This window comes from Gammaproteobacteria bacterium (genome assembly GCA_036381015.1).
Taxonomy (GTDB): Bacteria; Pseudomonadota; Gammaproteobacteria; order Steroidobacterales; family Rariloculaceae; genus ZC4RG20.
Genome location: DASVDR010000020.1, coordinates 56,205 through 71,376, shown reverse-complemented (window position 1 = coordinate 71,376; position 15,172 = coordinate 56,205). Strand labels below are relative to the sequence as shown.

14 protein-coding genes are annotated in these 15,172 nt (G+C 69.4%); 6 read left to right on the top strand and 8 right to left on the bottom strand.

Going from position 1 to position 15,172, the window contains the following annotated elements:
• Positions 1–108: 108 nt before the first annotated feature.
• The 6 genes from VF329_07675 to rpsB form a co-directional block, all read right to left on the bottom strand.
• Positions 109–912 carry a phosphatidate cytidylyltransferase gene (locus tag VF329_07675; GenBank protein HEX7080875.1) on the bottom strand — a complete coding sequence of 268 codons (804 nt, stop codon included), beginning with the start codon at positions 910–912 and terminating at the stop codon, positions 109–111.
• The gene (gene uppS / locus VF329_07670) at positions 906–1,661 is read right to left on the bottom strand and encodes a polyprenyl diphosphate synthase (protein ID HEX7080874.1); all 756 of its coding nucleotides are present in this window, start codon (positions 1,659–1,661) and stop codon (positions 906–908) included. Before uppS ends, VF329_07675 begins: the two co-directional genes overlap by 7 nt.
• 7 nt (positions 1,662–1,668) lie before the next feature.
• Entirely contained in the window at positions 1,669–2,226 is a 558-nt protein-coding gene (gene frr / locus VF329_07665) for a ribosome recycling factor (protein ID HEX7080873.1), read from the bottom strand.
• Complete coding sequence (pyrH, locus tag VF329_07660; GenBank protein HEX7080872.1) at positions 2,223–2,972, bottom strand: UMP kinase; 750 nt, start codon at positions 2,970–2,972, stop codon at positions 2,223–2,225. The genes frr and pyrH overlap by 4 nt, the downstream gene beginning before the upstream one ends.
• Before the next feature lie 58 nt (positions 2,973–3,030).
• A complete protein-coding gene (tsf, locus tag VF329_07655; GenBank protein ID HEX7080871.1) occupies positions 3,031–3,909 on the bottom strand; it encodes a translation elongation factor Ts in 879 nt (292 codons plus the stop codon).
• Between the two features lie 65 nt (positions 3,910–3,974).
• Positions 3,975–4,976 (bottom strand): 30S ribosomal protein S2, encoded by a 1,002-nt coding sequence (rpsB, locus tag VF329_07650; GenBank protein ID HEX7080870.1) that lies wholly within the window; start codon positions 4,974–4,976, stop codon positions 3,975–3,977.
• Between the two features lie 309 nt (positions 4,977–5,285).
• On the opposite strand from rpsB, the gene map reads away from it, so the two are divergent.
• The 6 genes from map (at position 5,286) to VF329_07620 (ending at position 12,690) form a co-directional block, all read left to right on the top strand.
• Positions 5,286–6,056, top strand: coding sequence for a type I methionyl aminopeptidase (map, locus tag VF329_07645; protein ID HEX7080869.1), 771 nt, complete (start codon positions 5,286–5,288; stop codon positions 6,054–6,056).
• Positions 6,057–8,741 (top strand): [protein-PII] uridylyltransferase, encoded by a 2,685-nt coding sequence (gene glnD, locus VF329_07640; protein ID HEX7080868.1) that lies wholly within the window; start codon positions 6,057–6,059, stop codon positions 8,739–8,741. It begins immediately after the preceding gene.
• A gap of 92 nt (positions 8,742–8,833) precedes the next feature.
• Entirely contained in the window at positions 8,834–9,658 is an 825-nt protein-coding gene (gene dapD, locus VF329_07635) for a 2,3,4,5-tetrahydropyridine-2,6-dicarboxylate N-succinyltransferase (protein ID HEX7080867.1), read from the top strand.
• Positions 9,659–9,911: 253 nt separating this feature from the next.
• Entirely contained in the window at positions 9,912–11,108 is a 1,197-nt protein-coding gene (locus VF329_07630; GenBank protein ID HEX7080866.1) for a hypothetical protein, read from the top strand.
• Between the two features lie 59 nt (positions 11,109–11,167).
• Entirely contained in the window at positions 11,168–11,638 is a 471-nt protein-coding gene (locus VF329_07625) for a DUF6152 family protein (protein ID HEX7080865.1), read from the top strand.
• A gap of 110 nt (positions 11,639–11,748) precedes the next feature.
• On the top strand, positions 11,749–12,690 hold the full coding sequence (locus VF329_07620) for a DMT family transporter (protein ID HEX7080864.1): 942 nt from the start codon (positions 11,749–11,751) through the stop codon (positions 12,688–12,690).
• A gap of 25 nt (positions 12,691–12,715) precedes the next feature.
• Here VF329_07620 and VF329_07615 read toward each other — a convergent pair whose 3' ends face one another.
• Together VF329_07615 and VF329_07610 are read right to left on the bottom strand one after the other, a co-directional pair.
• Positions 12,716–14,320: a glycine betaine ABC transporter substrate-binding protein gene (locus tag VF329_07615; protein ID HEX7080863.1), complete on the bottom strand. Its 1,605-nt coding sequence runs from the start codon at positions 14,318–14,320 to the stop codon at positions 12,716–12,718.
• Positions 14,317–15,159, bottom strand: coding sequence for an ABC transporter ATP-binding protein (locus tag VF329_07610; protein HEX7080862.1), 843 nt, complete (start codon positions 15,157–15,159; stop codon positions 14,317–14,319). Before VF329_07610 ends, VF329_07615 begins: the two co-directional genes overlap by 4 nt.
• Between the last annotated feature and the right edge of the window lie 13 nt (positions 15,160–15,172).

Sequence of the window (15,172 nt, the reverse complement as noted above, 5' to 3'; positions counted from 1 at the left end):
GGCCCCTGCCCCTGCCGGCAAAAAAGGGGGGTCCGCCGAAAAAAGGTGTCTGACACCTTTTTGGGGAAAACGGTGCCTGACACGATTTTTCGCCGTTTTTCGCCGGGTTCAGTGGTGGATCAGGCCCGCGGCCAGGAGGCCCAGCACGAACGCCGGGACGCCGGCCGTCAGGCTGTCGATGCGGTCGAGCACGCCGCCGTGGCCGGGGAGCAGGCGCCCGGTGTCCTTCACGCCGACGTTGCGCTTGCAGATGCTCACCGTGAGGTCGCCGAGCACGGAGACCAGCGCCGTCGCGGCGCCGACGGCGACGAGGGGCAGCACCGGCAGCGCGAGCAGCCGCGCCGCGGCCGCCGCCACGATCGCGGCGAGGGCCACACCCCCCGCGACACCCTCCCAGGTCTTCCCGGGGCTCACGTTCGGCGCGAGCTTCACGCGCCCGATCGCGCGGCCGGTGAAATAGGCGCCGACGTCCGCGGACCAGACGATCGCGATGACGGTCATCGCGAGCCCCGGACCGGCCGCGACGGCGGCGTGCAGGTGCGTCAGCGCGGCCCACGGCGGCAGCAGCGCCGCGATGCCCGCAGCCGCAACGGCCGCATGCGGCAGCGGTCGCGGGTACGTCACGACCGCGACCAGCGCGAGCGCCCACCAGACGACCGCGACGAGCAGCGCCGCGGCGACGGCGTCCGGGCGGAGGACCCACAGCGGACCGGCCAGCATCACCGCGGCGAACGCGGCCACGTAGAGGATTCGCGAGCGCGGCTCGAGACGCGCGAGGGCCGCCCATTCCCACGCGCCCGCGACGAACAGCACGCCGAGCGCCGCGGCGGCGACGAAGGTCGGGGAGAGCAAAACGGCGACCGTGACCGCGATCCCGAAGATCGCGCCCGTGATGACCCTCTGAATCAGCAACGCACCGCCTCGATCTGCTCGCCCGTTTTCCCGAAGCGCCGCTGTCGGCGGCGATAGAAGTCGAACGCGCGATCGAGCTCGGCAGTGGTGAAATCCGGCCACAGCAGGTCGGAGAAGCACACCTCGCTGTACGCGATGTCCCAGAGCAGGAAGTTGCTGATCCGCTTCTCGCCGCCTGTCCGGATCAGAAGGTCGACGGCCGGCAGGCCGCTCGTCGCGAGCGCGCCCGAAAGCCGCGTCTCGTCGATCTCGCGGGGATCGAGGCGCCCCGCCGCGGCTTCCGCGGCGAGACGGCGCGCCGCCTGCGTGATGTCCCAGCGCCCGCCGTACGCGACCGCGACGACGAGGCTCATTCGCGTGTTGCCGCGCGTCGTGTCCTCGGCCGCGGCAACCGCCCGCCGCAGCCGCGGGCCGAGCGCATCGAGGTTGCCGATGAAGCGCAGGCGGATTCCGTTCGCATGGAGCGTCGCGACCTCGCGTTCGAGCGCGTCGACGAAAAGCGACATCAGCCCGCGTATTTCGGCCGGCGGGCGGCGCCAGTTCTCGCTCGAGAACGCGAAGAGCGTGAGCACGTCGACGCCTCGCGACGCGCAGTACTCGACCGTTGTGCGCACCGGCTTGATGCCCGCGCGGTGGCCGACTTGCCGAGGCAGGGCGCGCCGGCGCGCCCACCGGCCGTTGCCGTCCATGATGACGGCAACGTGCCTCGGTGGCCCATTGTCGTTGGGCTCCGCCGCGCGGACGACCATCGGGCGGCTAAAATTCCATTATTTCCGCTTCCTTTTCCTTCAGAAGCGCGTCGACCTGGGCGACGTAGCGGTCGGTGAGCTTTTGAATCTCGTCGTGCGCCCGGCGGTCGTCATCCTCGGTGATTTCCTTCTCCTTCAGGAGCTCCTTGACGTCCTGAAGAGCGTCGCGACGCACGTTGCGGATCGCGACGCGGGCGTTCTCGCCCTCGTGCCGCACGACCCGCACGAGGTCTTTCCGCCGCTCCTCGGTCATCGGCGGCAGCGGCACGCGGATGACCGTGCCTGCCGAGACGGGCGTCAGCCCGAGATCCGACGTCAGGATCGCCTTCTCCACGGCCGGCACCATCGACTTTTCCCACGGCGTGACCGCGAGCGTGCGCGGGTCCTCGACCGTGACCGTGGCCGTCTGCGAGATCGGCACCTCCGTGCCGTAGTACTCGACCGTGATGTGGTCGAGCAGGCTCGTGTGCGCGCGCCCCGTGCGCAGCCGCCGGAGCTCCTCCTTCAAGGACTCGATCGTCCTCTGCATGCGGTGTTCCGCGTCCTTCTTGATGTCCGCGATCATGGGCTCGTTCCCGTGCGGGGCAACTGGTTCGCGACGGAGGTGCCGAGGCTCTGACCGCGCACGACCCGGATCAGATCGCCTGGGTTGTTCAGATTGAACACGACGAGCGGCAGGTTGTTGGCGCGGCACATGACGATCGCCGTGGCATCCATGACCTGCAGGTTCTCGGCGAGCACCTGGTCGTAGGAGAGGCTGCGGTAGCGGACCGCCGTGGGATCCTTCATCGGATCGGCCGAGTAGACGCCGTCGACCTTCGTCGCCTTGATCAGCACGTCGGCCCCGATCTCGATCGCGCGCAGGCTCGCGGCCGTATCGGTCGTGAAGAACGGATTGCCGGTGCCGGCCGCGAAGATCACGATCCGCCCCTTCTCGAGATGGCGGATCGCGCGCCGGCGGATGTAGTCCTCGCAGACCTCGTGAATCTGGAGCGCGGACATCGTCCGTGCCACGACGCCCCGGCGCTCGAGCGCATCCTGAAGCGCGAGCGCGTTGATCACGGTGGCCAGCATGCCCATGTGGTCCGCCGTGACGCGGTCCATGCCCGCCTCGGCCAGGCCGGCCCCGCGGAAGATGTTGCCGCCGCCGATCACGAGACCGACCTCGACGCCCATCGCGGCGACCTCGGCCACCTCGGAGGCGATGCGCTGAATGACGTCGGGGTCGATGCCGTAGTGCTGTTTGCCCAGCAACGCCTCGCCGCTGAGCTTCAGCAGGATTCTTCGGTAGGCAGGCTCCCCTTCGGTCATTGCTCCTCGCTCGTGCGCGCCGGCCGGCCGCAAGCTTCGCGCCGGCCGTCAAACAAGATTAGCGGGTCTGCGAGGCTTGCGCCATGACCTCCTCGGCGAAGTCCACACGCGGCTTTTCGATGCCCTCGCCGACCTCGTAGCGCAGGAATCGGACGACGCGCGCGCCCGCCTGCTTCAACAGATCCCGTACCCGGGTGTCCGGGTCCTTCACGAACGGCTGCCCGACGAGGGTGACCTCGTCCAGGTACTTGCGAAGCCGCCCCTCGACCATCTTCGCGACGATCGGCTCGGGCTTGCCTTCCTGCGCGGCCTGCGCCGTCAGGATCTCGCGCTCCTTGTCGAGGGCGTCCTGCGGCACGTCGTCCGGGGTCACGTAGCGCGGGGACGTGGCCGCGACCTGCATCGCCAGATCGCGCGCGAGGTCCCCGTCCCCGCCCTCGACCTCGACCAGCACGCCGATCCGGCCCATGTGCACGTACGCGCCCACCTCGTTGGCGCTCTCGAGCACGTCGAACCGGCGCACGGCAATGTTCTCGCCGATCTTCGCGACCAGCGCGCGGCGCGCCTCCTCGAGCGTCTCGCCGCCGATCGGGAGCTGCATCAGCGCGTCGAGATCGCGCGGCGCATGCTCGAGGGCCGCGTCGGCCACGACGTCGGCGAACCTCCGGAAGTTATCGTCCTTCGCGACGAAATCGGTCTCCGAGTTCACCTCGACGACGACGTGCCGGCCGCCGGCCGGGGCGCTCTTCACGAGCACCGCGCCCTCGGCCGCGACGCGCGAGGCCTTCTTGTCGGCCTTCGCCTGGCCGGACTTGCGCAGCAGCTCGGCCGCGCGCTCGATATCGCCTTCGGCCTCGACGAGCGCGTTCTTGCAATCCATCATGCCCGCGCCCGTGCGCTCGCGCAGGGCCTTCACCAACGCCGGTTTGATTTCCATGCCGGTCCTCTGTCTCGTATCGGGGAGCGCCACGGGGGCGCTCGTCCGGGTTTCCGGGAGGGGCGCTACGGATTCGCCCCGGTCTCGCCCGGCGCTTCCTCGGTCTCGCCCGGCGCTTCGGCCGCCTCGCCCGCGGGCGCCGCCTGCTCGGCTTCCTTCGCCGCGTCGCCGGCCGCGGACGGTTGCGCCGGCTCCGCTCCGCTTTCGCCGGCCGGAGGCTGTGCCTCCCGAACCGCCGACTCCGCGGTCGCCTCGGCCTTCGTCCGGACCTTCGCCGCGCGCGGACGTTTCTTCGCCGCCGCCTTCTTCTTCCCGGTGCCGACCTTCGGGCGGCCTTCCTCGTCGAGCTCGACGAACTCGTCGTCGCCGGACGGCACCTCGGGGATCGAAGCCTTCCCGGCCAGCACGGCGTCCGCGATGCCCGCGGCGTAGAGGTGAATCGCGCGCATCGCGTCGTCGTTCCCCGGGATCGGATAGTCGATCCCGTCCGGGGAGCAGTTCGTGTCGACGATCGCGACGACGGGGATACCGAGCTTCTGGGCCTCCTTGACGGCGATCTCCTCGTGGCCGACGTCGATCACGAAGACCGCGTCGGGCAGGGACTCCATCTCCTTGATGCCGCCGAGGGCGCGCTGGAGCTTGTCGCGCTCGCGCGAGAGCGTGAGCAGCTCCTTCTTCGTGAACTCGCTGCCGCCGCCGGCCTCGGTGATCTCCTCGAGCTCCTTCAGCCGCTTGATCGACTGGCGGATCGTCTTGAAGTTCGTGAGCATGCCGCCGAGCCAGCGCTGGCTGACGTACGGCATGCCGCAGCGGACGGCCTCGATGGTGATCGCCTCCCGTGCGGCTCGCTTCGAGCCGACGAAGAGCACCGTGCCGCCGTCCGCGACGAGCTTGCGGACGAACTCCGCGGCCTCGAGGTACAGAGGCAGCGTCTTCTCGAGGTTGATGATGTGAATCTTGTTGCGTTCGCCGAAGATGTACGGGGCCATCTTCGGGTTCCAGAAGCGGGTCTGGTGTCCGAAATGGACGCCCGCTTCCAGCATCCGCCGCATGCTGAGGTCGGCCATGGAAGCTCCTGGTACGGGTTGATCCTCCACGCGCCCCCGCGGCGACCCCGCCGAGGCGGGGCACCCGGCCGGCGGGTGACCGGCGCGTGTGTGTGATGACGCCCCCGAAGCGCGAATTGCCTCGAAAGCGCGCGCTTTATACCATAGCACGCTCGGTGCAACAAACGCTCGCGCCGCGGCGGCGCAGGTGCCGGACGTGCGCTTCGCGGAGCGCGTGAAGTTTGCCGCGGGCTGCGGCGGCCGCGCAAACCTCGTCGAGCCCGTCCGGCAGCGTTGCAAGCGAGCTTCACGACGTTCAAATCCGGTACCTTGGCCATTACCGTCAAAACGCCTGAAGAGCAGGAGAAGATGCGTATCGCCGGCCGCTTGGCGGCCGACGTGCTGGACATGATCGCCCCGCACGTGCAGCCGGGCGTGTCCACCGACGAGCTGAATCGCATCTGCCACGACTACATCGTCAACGAGCTCGAGGCGATTCCCGCGCCGCTCAACTACCGCGGCTTCCCGAAATCGATCTGCACGTCGGTGAACCACGTCGTCTGCCACGGCATCCCGAGCGACAAGAAGCTGAAGAGCGGCGACATCGTCAACATCGACGTCACGGTCATCAAGGAGGGCTTCCACGGCGACACGAGCCGCATGTTCTACGTCGGCGAGCCCACCGTCATCGGCGAGCGCTTGAGCAAGGTGTGCCACGAGGCGATGTGGGAGGGCATCCGCAGGGTCAGGCCCGGCGCGCGGCTCGGCGACATCGGCCACGCGATCCAGAGCTACGTGGAGCAGCACCGCTTCTCGGTCGTGCGCGAGTACTGCGGTCACGGCATCGGCCGGCAGTTCCACGAGGACCCGCAGGTGCTCCACTACGGCAAGCCCGGCAGCGGCCTCGAGCTCGTGCCCGGCATGACGATCACGGTGGAGCCGATGATCAATGCGGGCCGGCGCGAGGTGAAGCTCCTCGCCGACGGCTGGACCGTGGTCACGAAGGATCATTCGCTCTCCGCGCAATGGGAGCACACGGTGCTCGTCACCGACGGCGGCCATGAAGTGCTCACCCTCGGCGCTCGGGATCGCGAAGAATAGATGGTCACGCCGTTGGCATCGGACGGCGCGCCGGCCGCGGCCGCGCCGCCGATCGACCGTGACGCGCTCGCCGCAGCGCTCGCGGACGGCTCGCAGCCCCTCGCGGTGTTCCGCGCGGCGCTCCGGGCGGCCGACGATTCGCTGCGGCGCCGCTTCATGGCGAACGAGCCGATCGAGACGCTCGTGCGCGGCCGTGCGCTGGCGATCGACGAGATCATCCTCGCCTGCTGGCATCATTTCGGCAGACGTATCGCGGCCGAGGCCGACCTCGTCGCCGTCGGCGGCTACGGCCGCGGGGAGCTGCATCCCGACTCGGACATCGATCTCCTGGTCCTGATCGACGGCGCGTCGGACCGGTCCGCCGACGACTCGATCAGCCGCTTCCTGACGTTTCTGTGGGACATCGGCCTCGAGGTCGGCCACAGCGTGCGCACGCTCGACGACTGCGAGATGCAGGCACGCGGCGACGTGACGGTCCTCACGGCGCTGATGGAGACCCGCCTCCTCGCGGGCCCGGGCCGGCTGTTCGGCGCCCTCCCCGAGCGGATCGGGCCCGATCGGATGTGGAGCACGGCCGACTTCTTCCACGCGAAGGTCGCGGAGCAGCAGGCGCGCCATCATCACTTCCACGACACGGCCTACAACCTCGAGCCGAACGTGAAAGGCAGCCCGGGGGGCTTGCGCGACATTCAGACGATCGGGTGGGTCGCGAGCCGCCATCTGGGGATCGAGCGGCTCGAGCAGCTCGTCGACCACGACTTCCTGACCGAAGGGCAGCTCAGGATCCTGCTGAACGGCCAGGCGTTCCTGTGGCGCGTCCGCTTCGGGCTCCACCTGCTGACCGGCCGGCGCGAGGACCGCCTCCTCTTCGACTATCAGATCAAGCTCGCGCAGATGCTCGGCTACGAGGACGCGAGCTTCACGCTCGCGGTGGAGCAGCTGATGCAGCGCTACTACCGCACCGTGATGGAGATCAGCCGCCTGAACGAGATGCTGCTGCAGCTCTTCGAGGAGGCGATCCTGCTCGACGAGGACGAGCCGGCGGTTCCGTTGAATGCGCGCTTCCAGGAGCGCCACGGCTACATCGAAGCCGTGGACGACAACGTGTTCGCGCGCGAGCCTTCCGCGCTCCTCGAGATCTTTCTGCTGCTCGAGCAGAACCTCGATCTGAAAGGGATCAGCGCACGCACGATCGCGCTGATCAAGCAGCACCTCTGGCTGATCGACGAGGAGTTCCGGCAGAACCCGCGGCATCATCGACTCTTCCTCGACATCCTGCGCGCGCCGCAAGGCGTCACGCGGACGTTGAAGCGGATGAACACCTACGGTGTGCTCGGTCTCTACATTCCCGCCTTCGGCCGCGTCGTAGGCCGGATGCAGTACGACCTGTTCCACGCGTACACGGTCGACGCGCACACGCTGTTCGTCGTCGAGAACCTGCGCCGTTTCGCGCTGAAGCGCTTCGACCACGAGTTCCCGCATTGCAGCGCAGTCATGCAGCGGCTCGAGAAGCCCGAGGTCGCCTACCTCGCCGGGCTCTTCCACGACATCGCGAAGGGCCGGGGCGGCGACCACTCGGAGCTCGGCGCGGTCGACGCGGAAGCGTTCTGCCTCGAGCACGGCATGAGCCGGTACGACGCGCGCCTCGTCGCGTGGCTCGTCCGCAATCACTTGCTCCTGTCGCTGACGGCGCAGAAGAAGGATCTGCACGACCTCAGGGTCATCGACGAGTTCGCGCGCGCGGTCGGCGACGAGACGCATCTCGACTACCTTTACGTGCTCACGGTCGCCGACGTGCGGGGCACGAACCCGAAGATCTGGAACTCGTGGAAGGACACGCTGTTTCTCGAGCTCTATGAGCTCACGAAGCGGGCGCTGCGGCGCGGCTTCTCGAACCCGATCGACAAGGACGAGCTGATCCTCGAGAAGCAGGCGCGCGCCGAGCAGCTCCTGCACGAGCAGGGCCTCGATCCGCTGCGCTGGCAGCACATCTGGGCGAGCTTCACGGAGGAGTATTTCCTGCGGCACCGGCCCGAGGAGATCGCGTGGCACACGCGCGTCCTGACCGAGGCTCCGACGCCGACGTCGATCGTCGTCGATGTCGAGGAAGTGGGGTCGGAAGGCCTCACGGCCGTGATGGTGCACGCGTCGAAGGAGATGCGCTCGTTCATGCGCGCCACGGCCGTGCTCGACGAGCTCGGCCTCACGATCGTGGACGCGCGGATCGTGCCGATGACCGAGACGCAGAATCTCGACACCTATCGTGTGCTCGAAAGCGACGGCAGCCCGATCGTCGGCCAGCGGCGGCTCGCTGAAATCCGCCAGCGGCTCTTGAAGGTGCTGACGAGCGACCACGCGGCGCCGCTCCGGGTGAGCCGCCGGGCGCCGCGCCAGGTGCGGATGTTCACGACGCCCGTGCAGGTCGCGATCACGAACGACGCGACGAACGAGCGCACGGTGATCGAGCTCGTCGCCGGGGACCGCCCCGGGCTTCTGCTCCAGGTCGCGAAGGTCTTCGAGCGGGAGGGCGTCGCGCTTCAGAACGCGAAAATCGCGACGATCGGCGAGCGCGCCGAGGACGTCTTCTTCGTCACCACCGAGGACAACCGGCCGCTCGACGACGAGCAGTCGCGGCGGCTCGAGGAAGCGCTGCGGAAGGCCGTGTCCGAAAGCGACCCGCAATAGAAAAAGGGTGTCAGACGCCCTTTTTCCCCGCCGGCCGCCGGATGCGGTAGTCTTCGCGCCGGGAAACGGGGAGCGGAAGGAGCCGAAAGAACATGACAGAGCTCAGCGCCGTCATCGACGCCGCGTGGGAACGCCGCGCGGAGCTTTCGCCGCAGAGCGTCGACGCCGAGCTGGAAGACGCGATCGAGCAGGCGATCGCCGGGCTCGACTCCGGGACGTTCCGCGTCGCCGAGAAGCGCGACGGCGAGTGGAAGGTGAACGAGTGGCTGAAGAAAGCCGTGCTGCTCTCGTTCCGTATCCGCGAGAATCGCGTCGTGGACGCCGGGCACACGCGCTTCTACGACAAGGTGCCGCTCAAGTACGCGGCCTACACGCCGGAGCGCTTCGCGAGCGCCGGCACGCGCGTCGTCCCGGATGCCGTCGTCCGCCGCGGCGCCTACGTCGCGCCGGACGTCGTGCTGATGCCGTCGTTCGTGAACATCGGCGCCTATGTCGACCGCGGCACGATGATCGACACGTGGGCGACGGTCGGCAGCTGCGCGCAGATCGGCCGCAACGTGCACCTCTCCGGCGGCGCCGGTATTGGCGGCGTGCTCGAGCCGCTGCAGGCCTCGCCGACGGTCATCGAGGACGACTGCTTCATCGGCGCGCGCTCCGAGATCGTGGAGGGCGTCGTCGTCGAGCGCGGCAGCGTGATCGCGATGGGCGTCTTCATCAGCCGCAGCACGCGGATCTACGACCGCGAGACCGGCGAGATCCTTCAGGGGCGCGTGCCCGCGGGCTCCGTCGTCGTCCCCGGCACGCTGCCTTCGAAGGACGGCCGCTACGGGCTCTACTGCGCCGTGATCGTCAAGAAGGTGGACGAGAAGACCCGCGCGAAGACGAGCCTGAACGAGCTGCTGCGGCCCGTGGATTAGCCTCCGGAGATCGTCGGCACGCCGGATCGGCGTGAAGTCCGACCGTCTCCACGCGCGGCACCCGGCGGCCGAATCGTACGGCAGCTCCGATTTCGACGCCCGATTCGTCTGGGGGTATGATTCCTCGACCATCGGGAAAGCCCCGCTCGGCTTCGGGTTTCGGAAGCGGAGAGCGGCCTGACCGGCGGCGGGGGCCTCGCGGCTGCCAGCCTGCGGCGCTACGACTTGGATGCAGGAGGACACTGCAATCGCCATGACGCATACGACGACTTTTTCGATCGCCCTGCTGGCCGGGCTCGGCTCGGCCGCCGCGATCGCTCAGGACGACGCGGCCCCGGCGCCGGAAGATTTCGGCACGATCGCCATTCAAGGCGGGCCCCAGGAAGGCTCATCGCCGAACCCGCCCCCCGGCGTCGAGCCGCTGCCGGTGGATCTTTTCACCACCGAGAATTTCTACCTGGACAGCGAGTACTGGACCGACCCGCGCTATACGCGATGCAACACGCCGCGCCAGCTCACGGACATGTGGAACCAAGGCCGCGTAGGCCACTGGGGCGACTGCAGCGTCGACCGCCCGATCGAGGACCTCGTGAGCCCTTACGAGTACAAGACCGCGGCCGAGCACTATGCGGCGCTGCTCGAGCAAGCGAAGGCACACGGCGGCCCCACCCAGCACACGCGTGAGACGCTGCCCGACTGGGACGGCTGGTATCGTCGCGGCGGCCGGGCCGACCAGTGGCTTTTCGGCCGGAACGTGCAAGCGGCGACCGTCCTGTCGCTGCTGACCCCGGAGTATCAGAAGCGGATGACGCAGATGAACTACCACGAGGCGGTCAGCAACGCGCCGCAGTGGATGGCCGCCTTCTGCTACCCCGAAGGGTTGATGCGCTGGTGGGCGGAGTTCTCGCTGCGGGACGTCGAGGTGCTCGTCACGCCCGACCAGGTGCAGTTCCTCGCCGGCGTCGCCGACAACTTCATCCGCAAGGTGCTGATCGGCCAGAAGCACGTGCAGCAGGTCCCGCAGTGGTACGGGGAGACCGTCGGCTTCTGGGACGGCGACACGCTCGTCGCGTGGACGGCGAACGTCCAAGGGTGGACCCTGTCGCACTCGATGTTCGAGTTCAGCAACTCCCTCGAGGTGATCGAGGTGATCCGGCCGCAAGAGGACGGGGGCGGGCTCGTCGTCGAGGCGACGTTCTACGACCCGGAAGCGTTCAAGCAGCCGCTCCACACCATGATGCCTTGGGACCGTGCCGCCGGCATCGACGATCAGGACCGGCGCTACACCTATGTGGAATGCCGCGTGCAGAGCACGATCGTGAACGGGCCGGACGGGAGGCCGACACAGCTGACGCCGCTCGACGAGGGCTACGTCGACTACTTCGGCCGGCCGTGGGCGCAGAATTGGGAGGAGCACTTCGAGCAGGGGTGGGAGCGCCCGGCGGAGTAATCGGGCGCGAAACGTACTCTAATCATACGGAACCGACAGCGAACGGAGCGAATCAGTTGATGAACACCTCGTCGATCAGGCTTCTTGCGGCCGCAGGCGCCGCGGCCCTCGTCGCCGGCCTCATGGCGGCCCCCGCCGATGCGCACCATTCCTTCGCGATGTACGACCAGTCGAAGAAGATGACGTTGACCGGCAAGCTGACCCGCTTCATCCCGGGTGCCAATCACGCTCAGCTGATCTTCGAGCTGGTCGGTCCGGACGGGAAGACCATGACCGGTGAGGACGGCAAGCCGGTCGTGTGGGGCGTCGAGACCGGGCCGGCCGCGCAGATCGCGCGGCAGGGCGTGACGGTCAAGAGCTTCCCGATCGGCACGATCATGACCGTGACGCTGAACCCGCTGCGCGACGGCCGGAACTTCGGCGCGCTCGCGCGCCAGGGCGGCTCCATCGTGAAGTGCGGGAACGCGCTGCCGGAAGGCGGCTGCACCCCGGAGACCGGGGAGGTCTTCCTCGCGGACGAAGCGGATTGATGCCCGCCTGACGACCTTCCGTCTCGGCGGCCGCGGGGGCCGGCGATCGCCGGCCCCGGGGCCGCGCCCGAAGCGTACGCGCCCGACCGAGCATCGATGACCCGGCATCGATGACCTCGGCCACCACCGCGCTCGTCCAGATTCATGCGTGCGTGCTGCTCTGGGGCTTCACGGCGATCCTCGGCCGGCTGATCAGCCTGCCCGCGCTGCCGCTCGTCTGGTGGCGGATGATCATCGTCATCGCCGCGCTCGCGCTTCTGCCGCGCGTGTGGCGCACGTTGCGGGCGCTCCCGCTTCGCCTCGTCGCCGCCTATTCCGGAATCGGCGTGCTCGTCGCGCTGCATTGGCTCACGTTCTACGGCGCCGTGAAGCTCGCGAACGCCTCCGTCGCCGCCACCTGCATCGCGCTCGCCACCGCGTTCACGGCGCTCGTCGAGCCGCGGCTCGCCGGCACCGCGTTCTCCCGGCGCGACCTCGCGCTCGGCGTCGCGGTCGTCCCGGGCGTGGCCCTCGTCGTCGGCGGCGTGCCGCACGGGATGCGCGCCGGTATCGCCGTTGGCGCCGTCTCGGCGCTGCTGGTCGCGGTGTTCGGATCGTTGAACAAGCGTCTCGTCGCGCACGCCGATCCGCTCGCGGTCACGGCGATCGAGCTCGGCGCCGGCACGGCCGTGCTCACGCTGCTCGCACCGGCCGCGGCCCGCGTCTCGCCGGCATTCGCCGAGGCGCCGTTCGTGCTGCCGGGCGCGAGCGACATGCTCCTGCTGCTCGCGCTGTCGCTCGCCTGCACGCTGCTGCCGTTCGCGCTGTCGCTGGTCGCGCTGCGGCACATCAGCGCGTTCACGGCGCAGCTCGCCGTGAACCTCGAGCCCGTGTACGCGATCCTGCTCGCGATCCCGCTGCTCGGCGAGCAGCGCGAGCTCACCGGGCTCTTCTATTTCGGCGTCGCGATCATCCTCGCGGCCGTGCTCGCCCATCCGCTGCTGATGCGGCCTCGGCAGATTGGTCACGCGGAGGTGCTCGGCACGGCCGAGGCGAAGCGGATCGCCGACTGAGGCCCGAGCCCGCGCGGCGCCAGGCTCAGCGCCGGGCGGGCGCCGAGTCGCGGGCGGCCGCGGCGGTTTCGAGAGTCTCGATCTGCGACTCGAGCCATCGCGCCGCGGCCGCCGGCGTGAGCTTGTCCCCGTCGCGATCCACTCGCCAGTTCGCTTCGCGCATCACGTCGATCGGGATCGCGCCGATCAGCGGCCGGAGCGCGCCGAGAAGCGCCGCATCGTCGGCGCGCGCGGGCGCGACGAGCACGATCGCGTCGTACGGCAGGATCGCATTGCGGGGATCCTCGAGCACGATCAGATCCTCGGCGGCGATGCGTCCGTCGCTCGAGAAGGCCGAGATCACGTCCACCTCGCCGCTCGCGGCGGCGCGATACATGAAGGTCGATTGGAACTGGCGCCGCTCGGCGAACCGCAGGCCGTAGGCCGAGCGTATCGCCTCCCATTCGGGCCGGGCGAAGAACTCGAAATCGCCGCCGATCGTCATGCTCGGCGCGTGCGCCGCGAGATCGGCGATCGTCTCGATGCCGAGCCGCTCCGCCTGCTCGCGGCGCATCGCGAGCGCGTAAGCGTTCTCGAAGCCGAGCGTGCCGAGCAGCGTCACGCCGTACTCGCGGCGCAGCCATTCGCGCATTTCGCGCAGCACCTGGTCGCGCGGCGGCGTGTCCGCGCGGTGCATGATGTTCGCCCAGACCGTCCCCGAGTAGTCGACGTACACGTCGAGCTCGTTCCTCGCGAGCGCGCGGAACGCGATCACCGAGCCCAAGCCGACGCGCTTCGACACAGGCTTGCCGCTCCGGGCGAGACGCCCGGTGATCAGCTCCGCGAGAATGTACTGCTCGGAGAAGTTCTTCGCACCGACGACGTAGGGTCGTGCGGAGGCCGAAGAGCCGGCATCGAGCCGCGGCGCGAGCGCGGCCGCGACGCCGGCGAGCAGGATCCCGGCGCCGGCGACGACGCGGCCGCGGCGGCGCGTCGCCGTGCCGGACTCGATCAGACCGAGCAGCTGATCGACCGCGAGCGCGAGCAGCGCGGCCGCGGCGCAGCCGAAGAGAACCGAAACCCAGTCCTCGATCTGCAGCCCCGTGAAGATGTAATTGCCGAGGCTCGTCTGGCCGACGGGCGTCGACAGCGTGGCGGCGCCGATCACCCAGACGGCCGATGTCCGCACGCCCGCCATCAGCATCGGCGCCGCGAGCGGCAGCTCGACCCGAAACAGCCGCTGGCGGTCGGTGAAGCCGACGCCGCGCGCGGCCTCGATGATCGCCGGATTCAACCCGAGGACGGCCGTGACGCCGTTGCGGATGATCGGGAGCATCGAGTAAAGCGTCAACGCGAGCAGCGACGGCAGGAAGCCGAGCGCGGAGAAGCCGTCGCCGAAGACGCGCGCGGCGAGGACGGAGAGCGCGAGCAGGAGCGGGTAGAACAGCGCGAGCAGCGCGAGGCTCGGGATCGTCTGCACCAAGCTCGCGAACGCGAGCACGAGCCAGCGCACGCGCGCGCGGCGCAGCGCGAGAATCGTCAGCGGCAGGCTGATCGAGATGCCGAGCGCGAGCGCCGATGCGCTGAGCAGCACGTGCTGCCCGAGATAGTCCGGCAGCACGCGCCACGCCGCGGCGAGCTGATCGCTCACGGCGCCGCCTGCCCGCGCGCGGGCGGCGACGACGCCGGAATCGCGTCGAGCAATGCGCGCACGCGCTCGCTCTGCCGGCGCGGCATCTCCATCAGCTCGCGCACGCCTTCGTCCGGATGATCGCGGAGGAGATCGTGCGGCGAGCCGTCGGCGACGATCGTGCCGGCGCGCATGACGACGATGCGGTCGGCGAGCAGCACCGCCTCTAGGACGTCGTGCGTGACCATCAGCGTCGTGAGCCGCATGCGTTCGTGGAGGCGCCGGTACTCCCTGCCGAGCGCGTCGCGCGTGACGGGGTCGAGCGCGCCGAAGGGCTCGTCCATCAGCATGATTCGGGGGCCGGCCGCGAGCGCGCGCGCGACGCCGACCCGCTGCCGCTGACCGCCCGAGAGCTCGGCCGGCATCCGCCGCGCGTGCTCCCGGGGCAGGTCGACGAGGTCGAGCAGCTCGAGCACGCGCGCCTCGACGTCGGCCTTCGCCCATCCGGCGAGCCGCGGCGTAATGCCGATGTTCTCGCCGACGGTCATGTGCGGGAAGAGACCGATGCCCTGGAAGACGTAGCCGATCTTGCGCCGCAGGACGTGCGGCGGGAGGGCCGTGACGCGGTCGCCCGCCACACGGATCACGCCCTCGTCGGCTTCGATGAGCCGGTTGATCGTCTTCAGCGTCGTGGTCTTGCCGGAACCGGAAGCGCCGACGATCGCGAGGAACTGCCCCTCGGGCACGCTCAGCGTGACGCCGGCGACGGCCGCGGCCGCGCCGTAGCGCTTCGTCACCCCTTCGAGCTCGACGATCGCGCGCGACGTGCCGCCGCCCTCCGATGAGTCCGGCCGGGCCATGCCGCCTTTATAG

Coding starts and splice junctions, on each gene's coding strand:
- VF329_07610 (HEX7080862.1), bottom strand. CDS start 15,159: ATGGCCCGGCCGGACTCATCGGAGGGCGGCGGCACGTCGCGCGCGATC.
- uppS (HEX7080874.1), bottom strand. CDS start 1,661: ATGGTCGTCCGCGCGGCGGAGCCCAACGACAATGGGCCACCGAGGCAC.
- frr (HEX7080873.1), bottom strand. CDS start 2,226: ATGATCGCGGACATCAAGAAGGACGCGGAACACCGCATGCAGAGGACG.
- VF329_07620 (HEX7080864.1), top strand. CDS start 11,749: ATGACCTCGGCCACCACCGCGCTCGTCCAGATTCATGCGTGCGTGCTG.
- dapD (HEX7080867.1), top strand. CDS start 8,834: ATGACAGAGCTCAGCGCCGTCATCGACGCCGCGTGGGAACGCCGCGCG.
- tsf (HEX7080871.1), bottom strand. CDS start 3,909: ATGGAAATCAAACCGGCGTTGGTGAAGGCCCTGCGCGAGCGCACGGGC.
- rpsB (HEX7080870.1), bottom strand. CDS start 4,976: ATGGCCGACCTCAGCATGCGGCGGATGCTGGAAGCGGGCGTCCATTTC.
- glnD (HEX7080868.1), top strand. CDS start 6,057: ATGGTCACGCCGTTGGCATCGGACGGCGCGCCGGCCGCGGCCGCGCCG.
- VF329_07625 (HEX7080865.1), top strand. CDS start 11,168: ATGAACACCTCGTCGATCAGGCTTCTTGCGGCCGCAGGCGCCGCGGCC.
- VF329_07630 (HEX7080866.1), top strand. CDS start 9,912: ATGACGCATACGACGACTTTTTCGATCGCCCTGCTGGCCGGGCTCGGC.
- pyrH (HEX7080872.1), bottom strand. CDS start 2,972: ATGACCGAAGGGGAGCCTGCCTACCGAAGAATCCTGCTGAAGCTCAGC.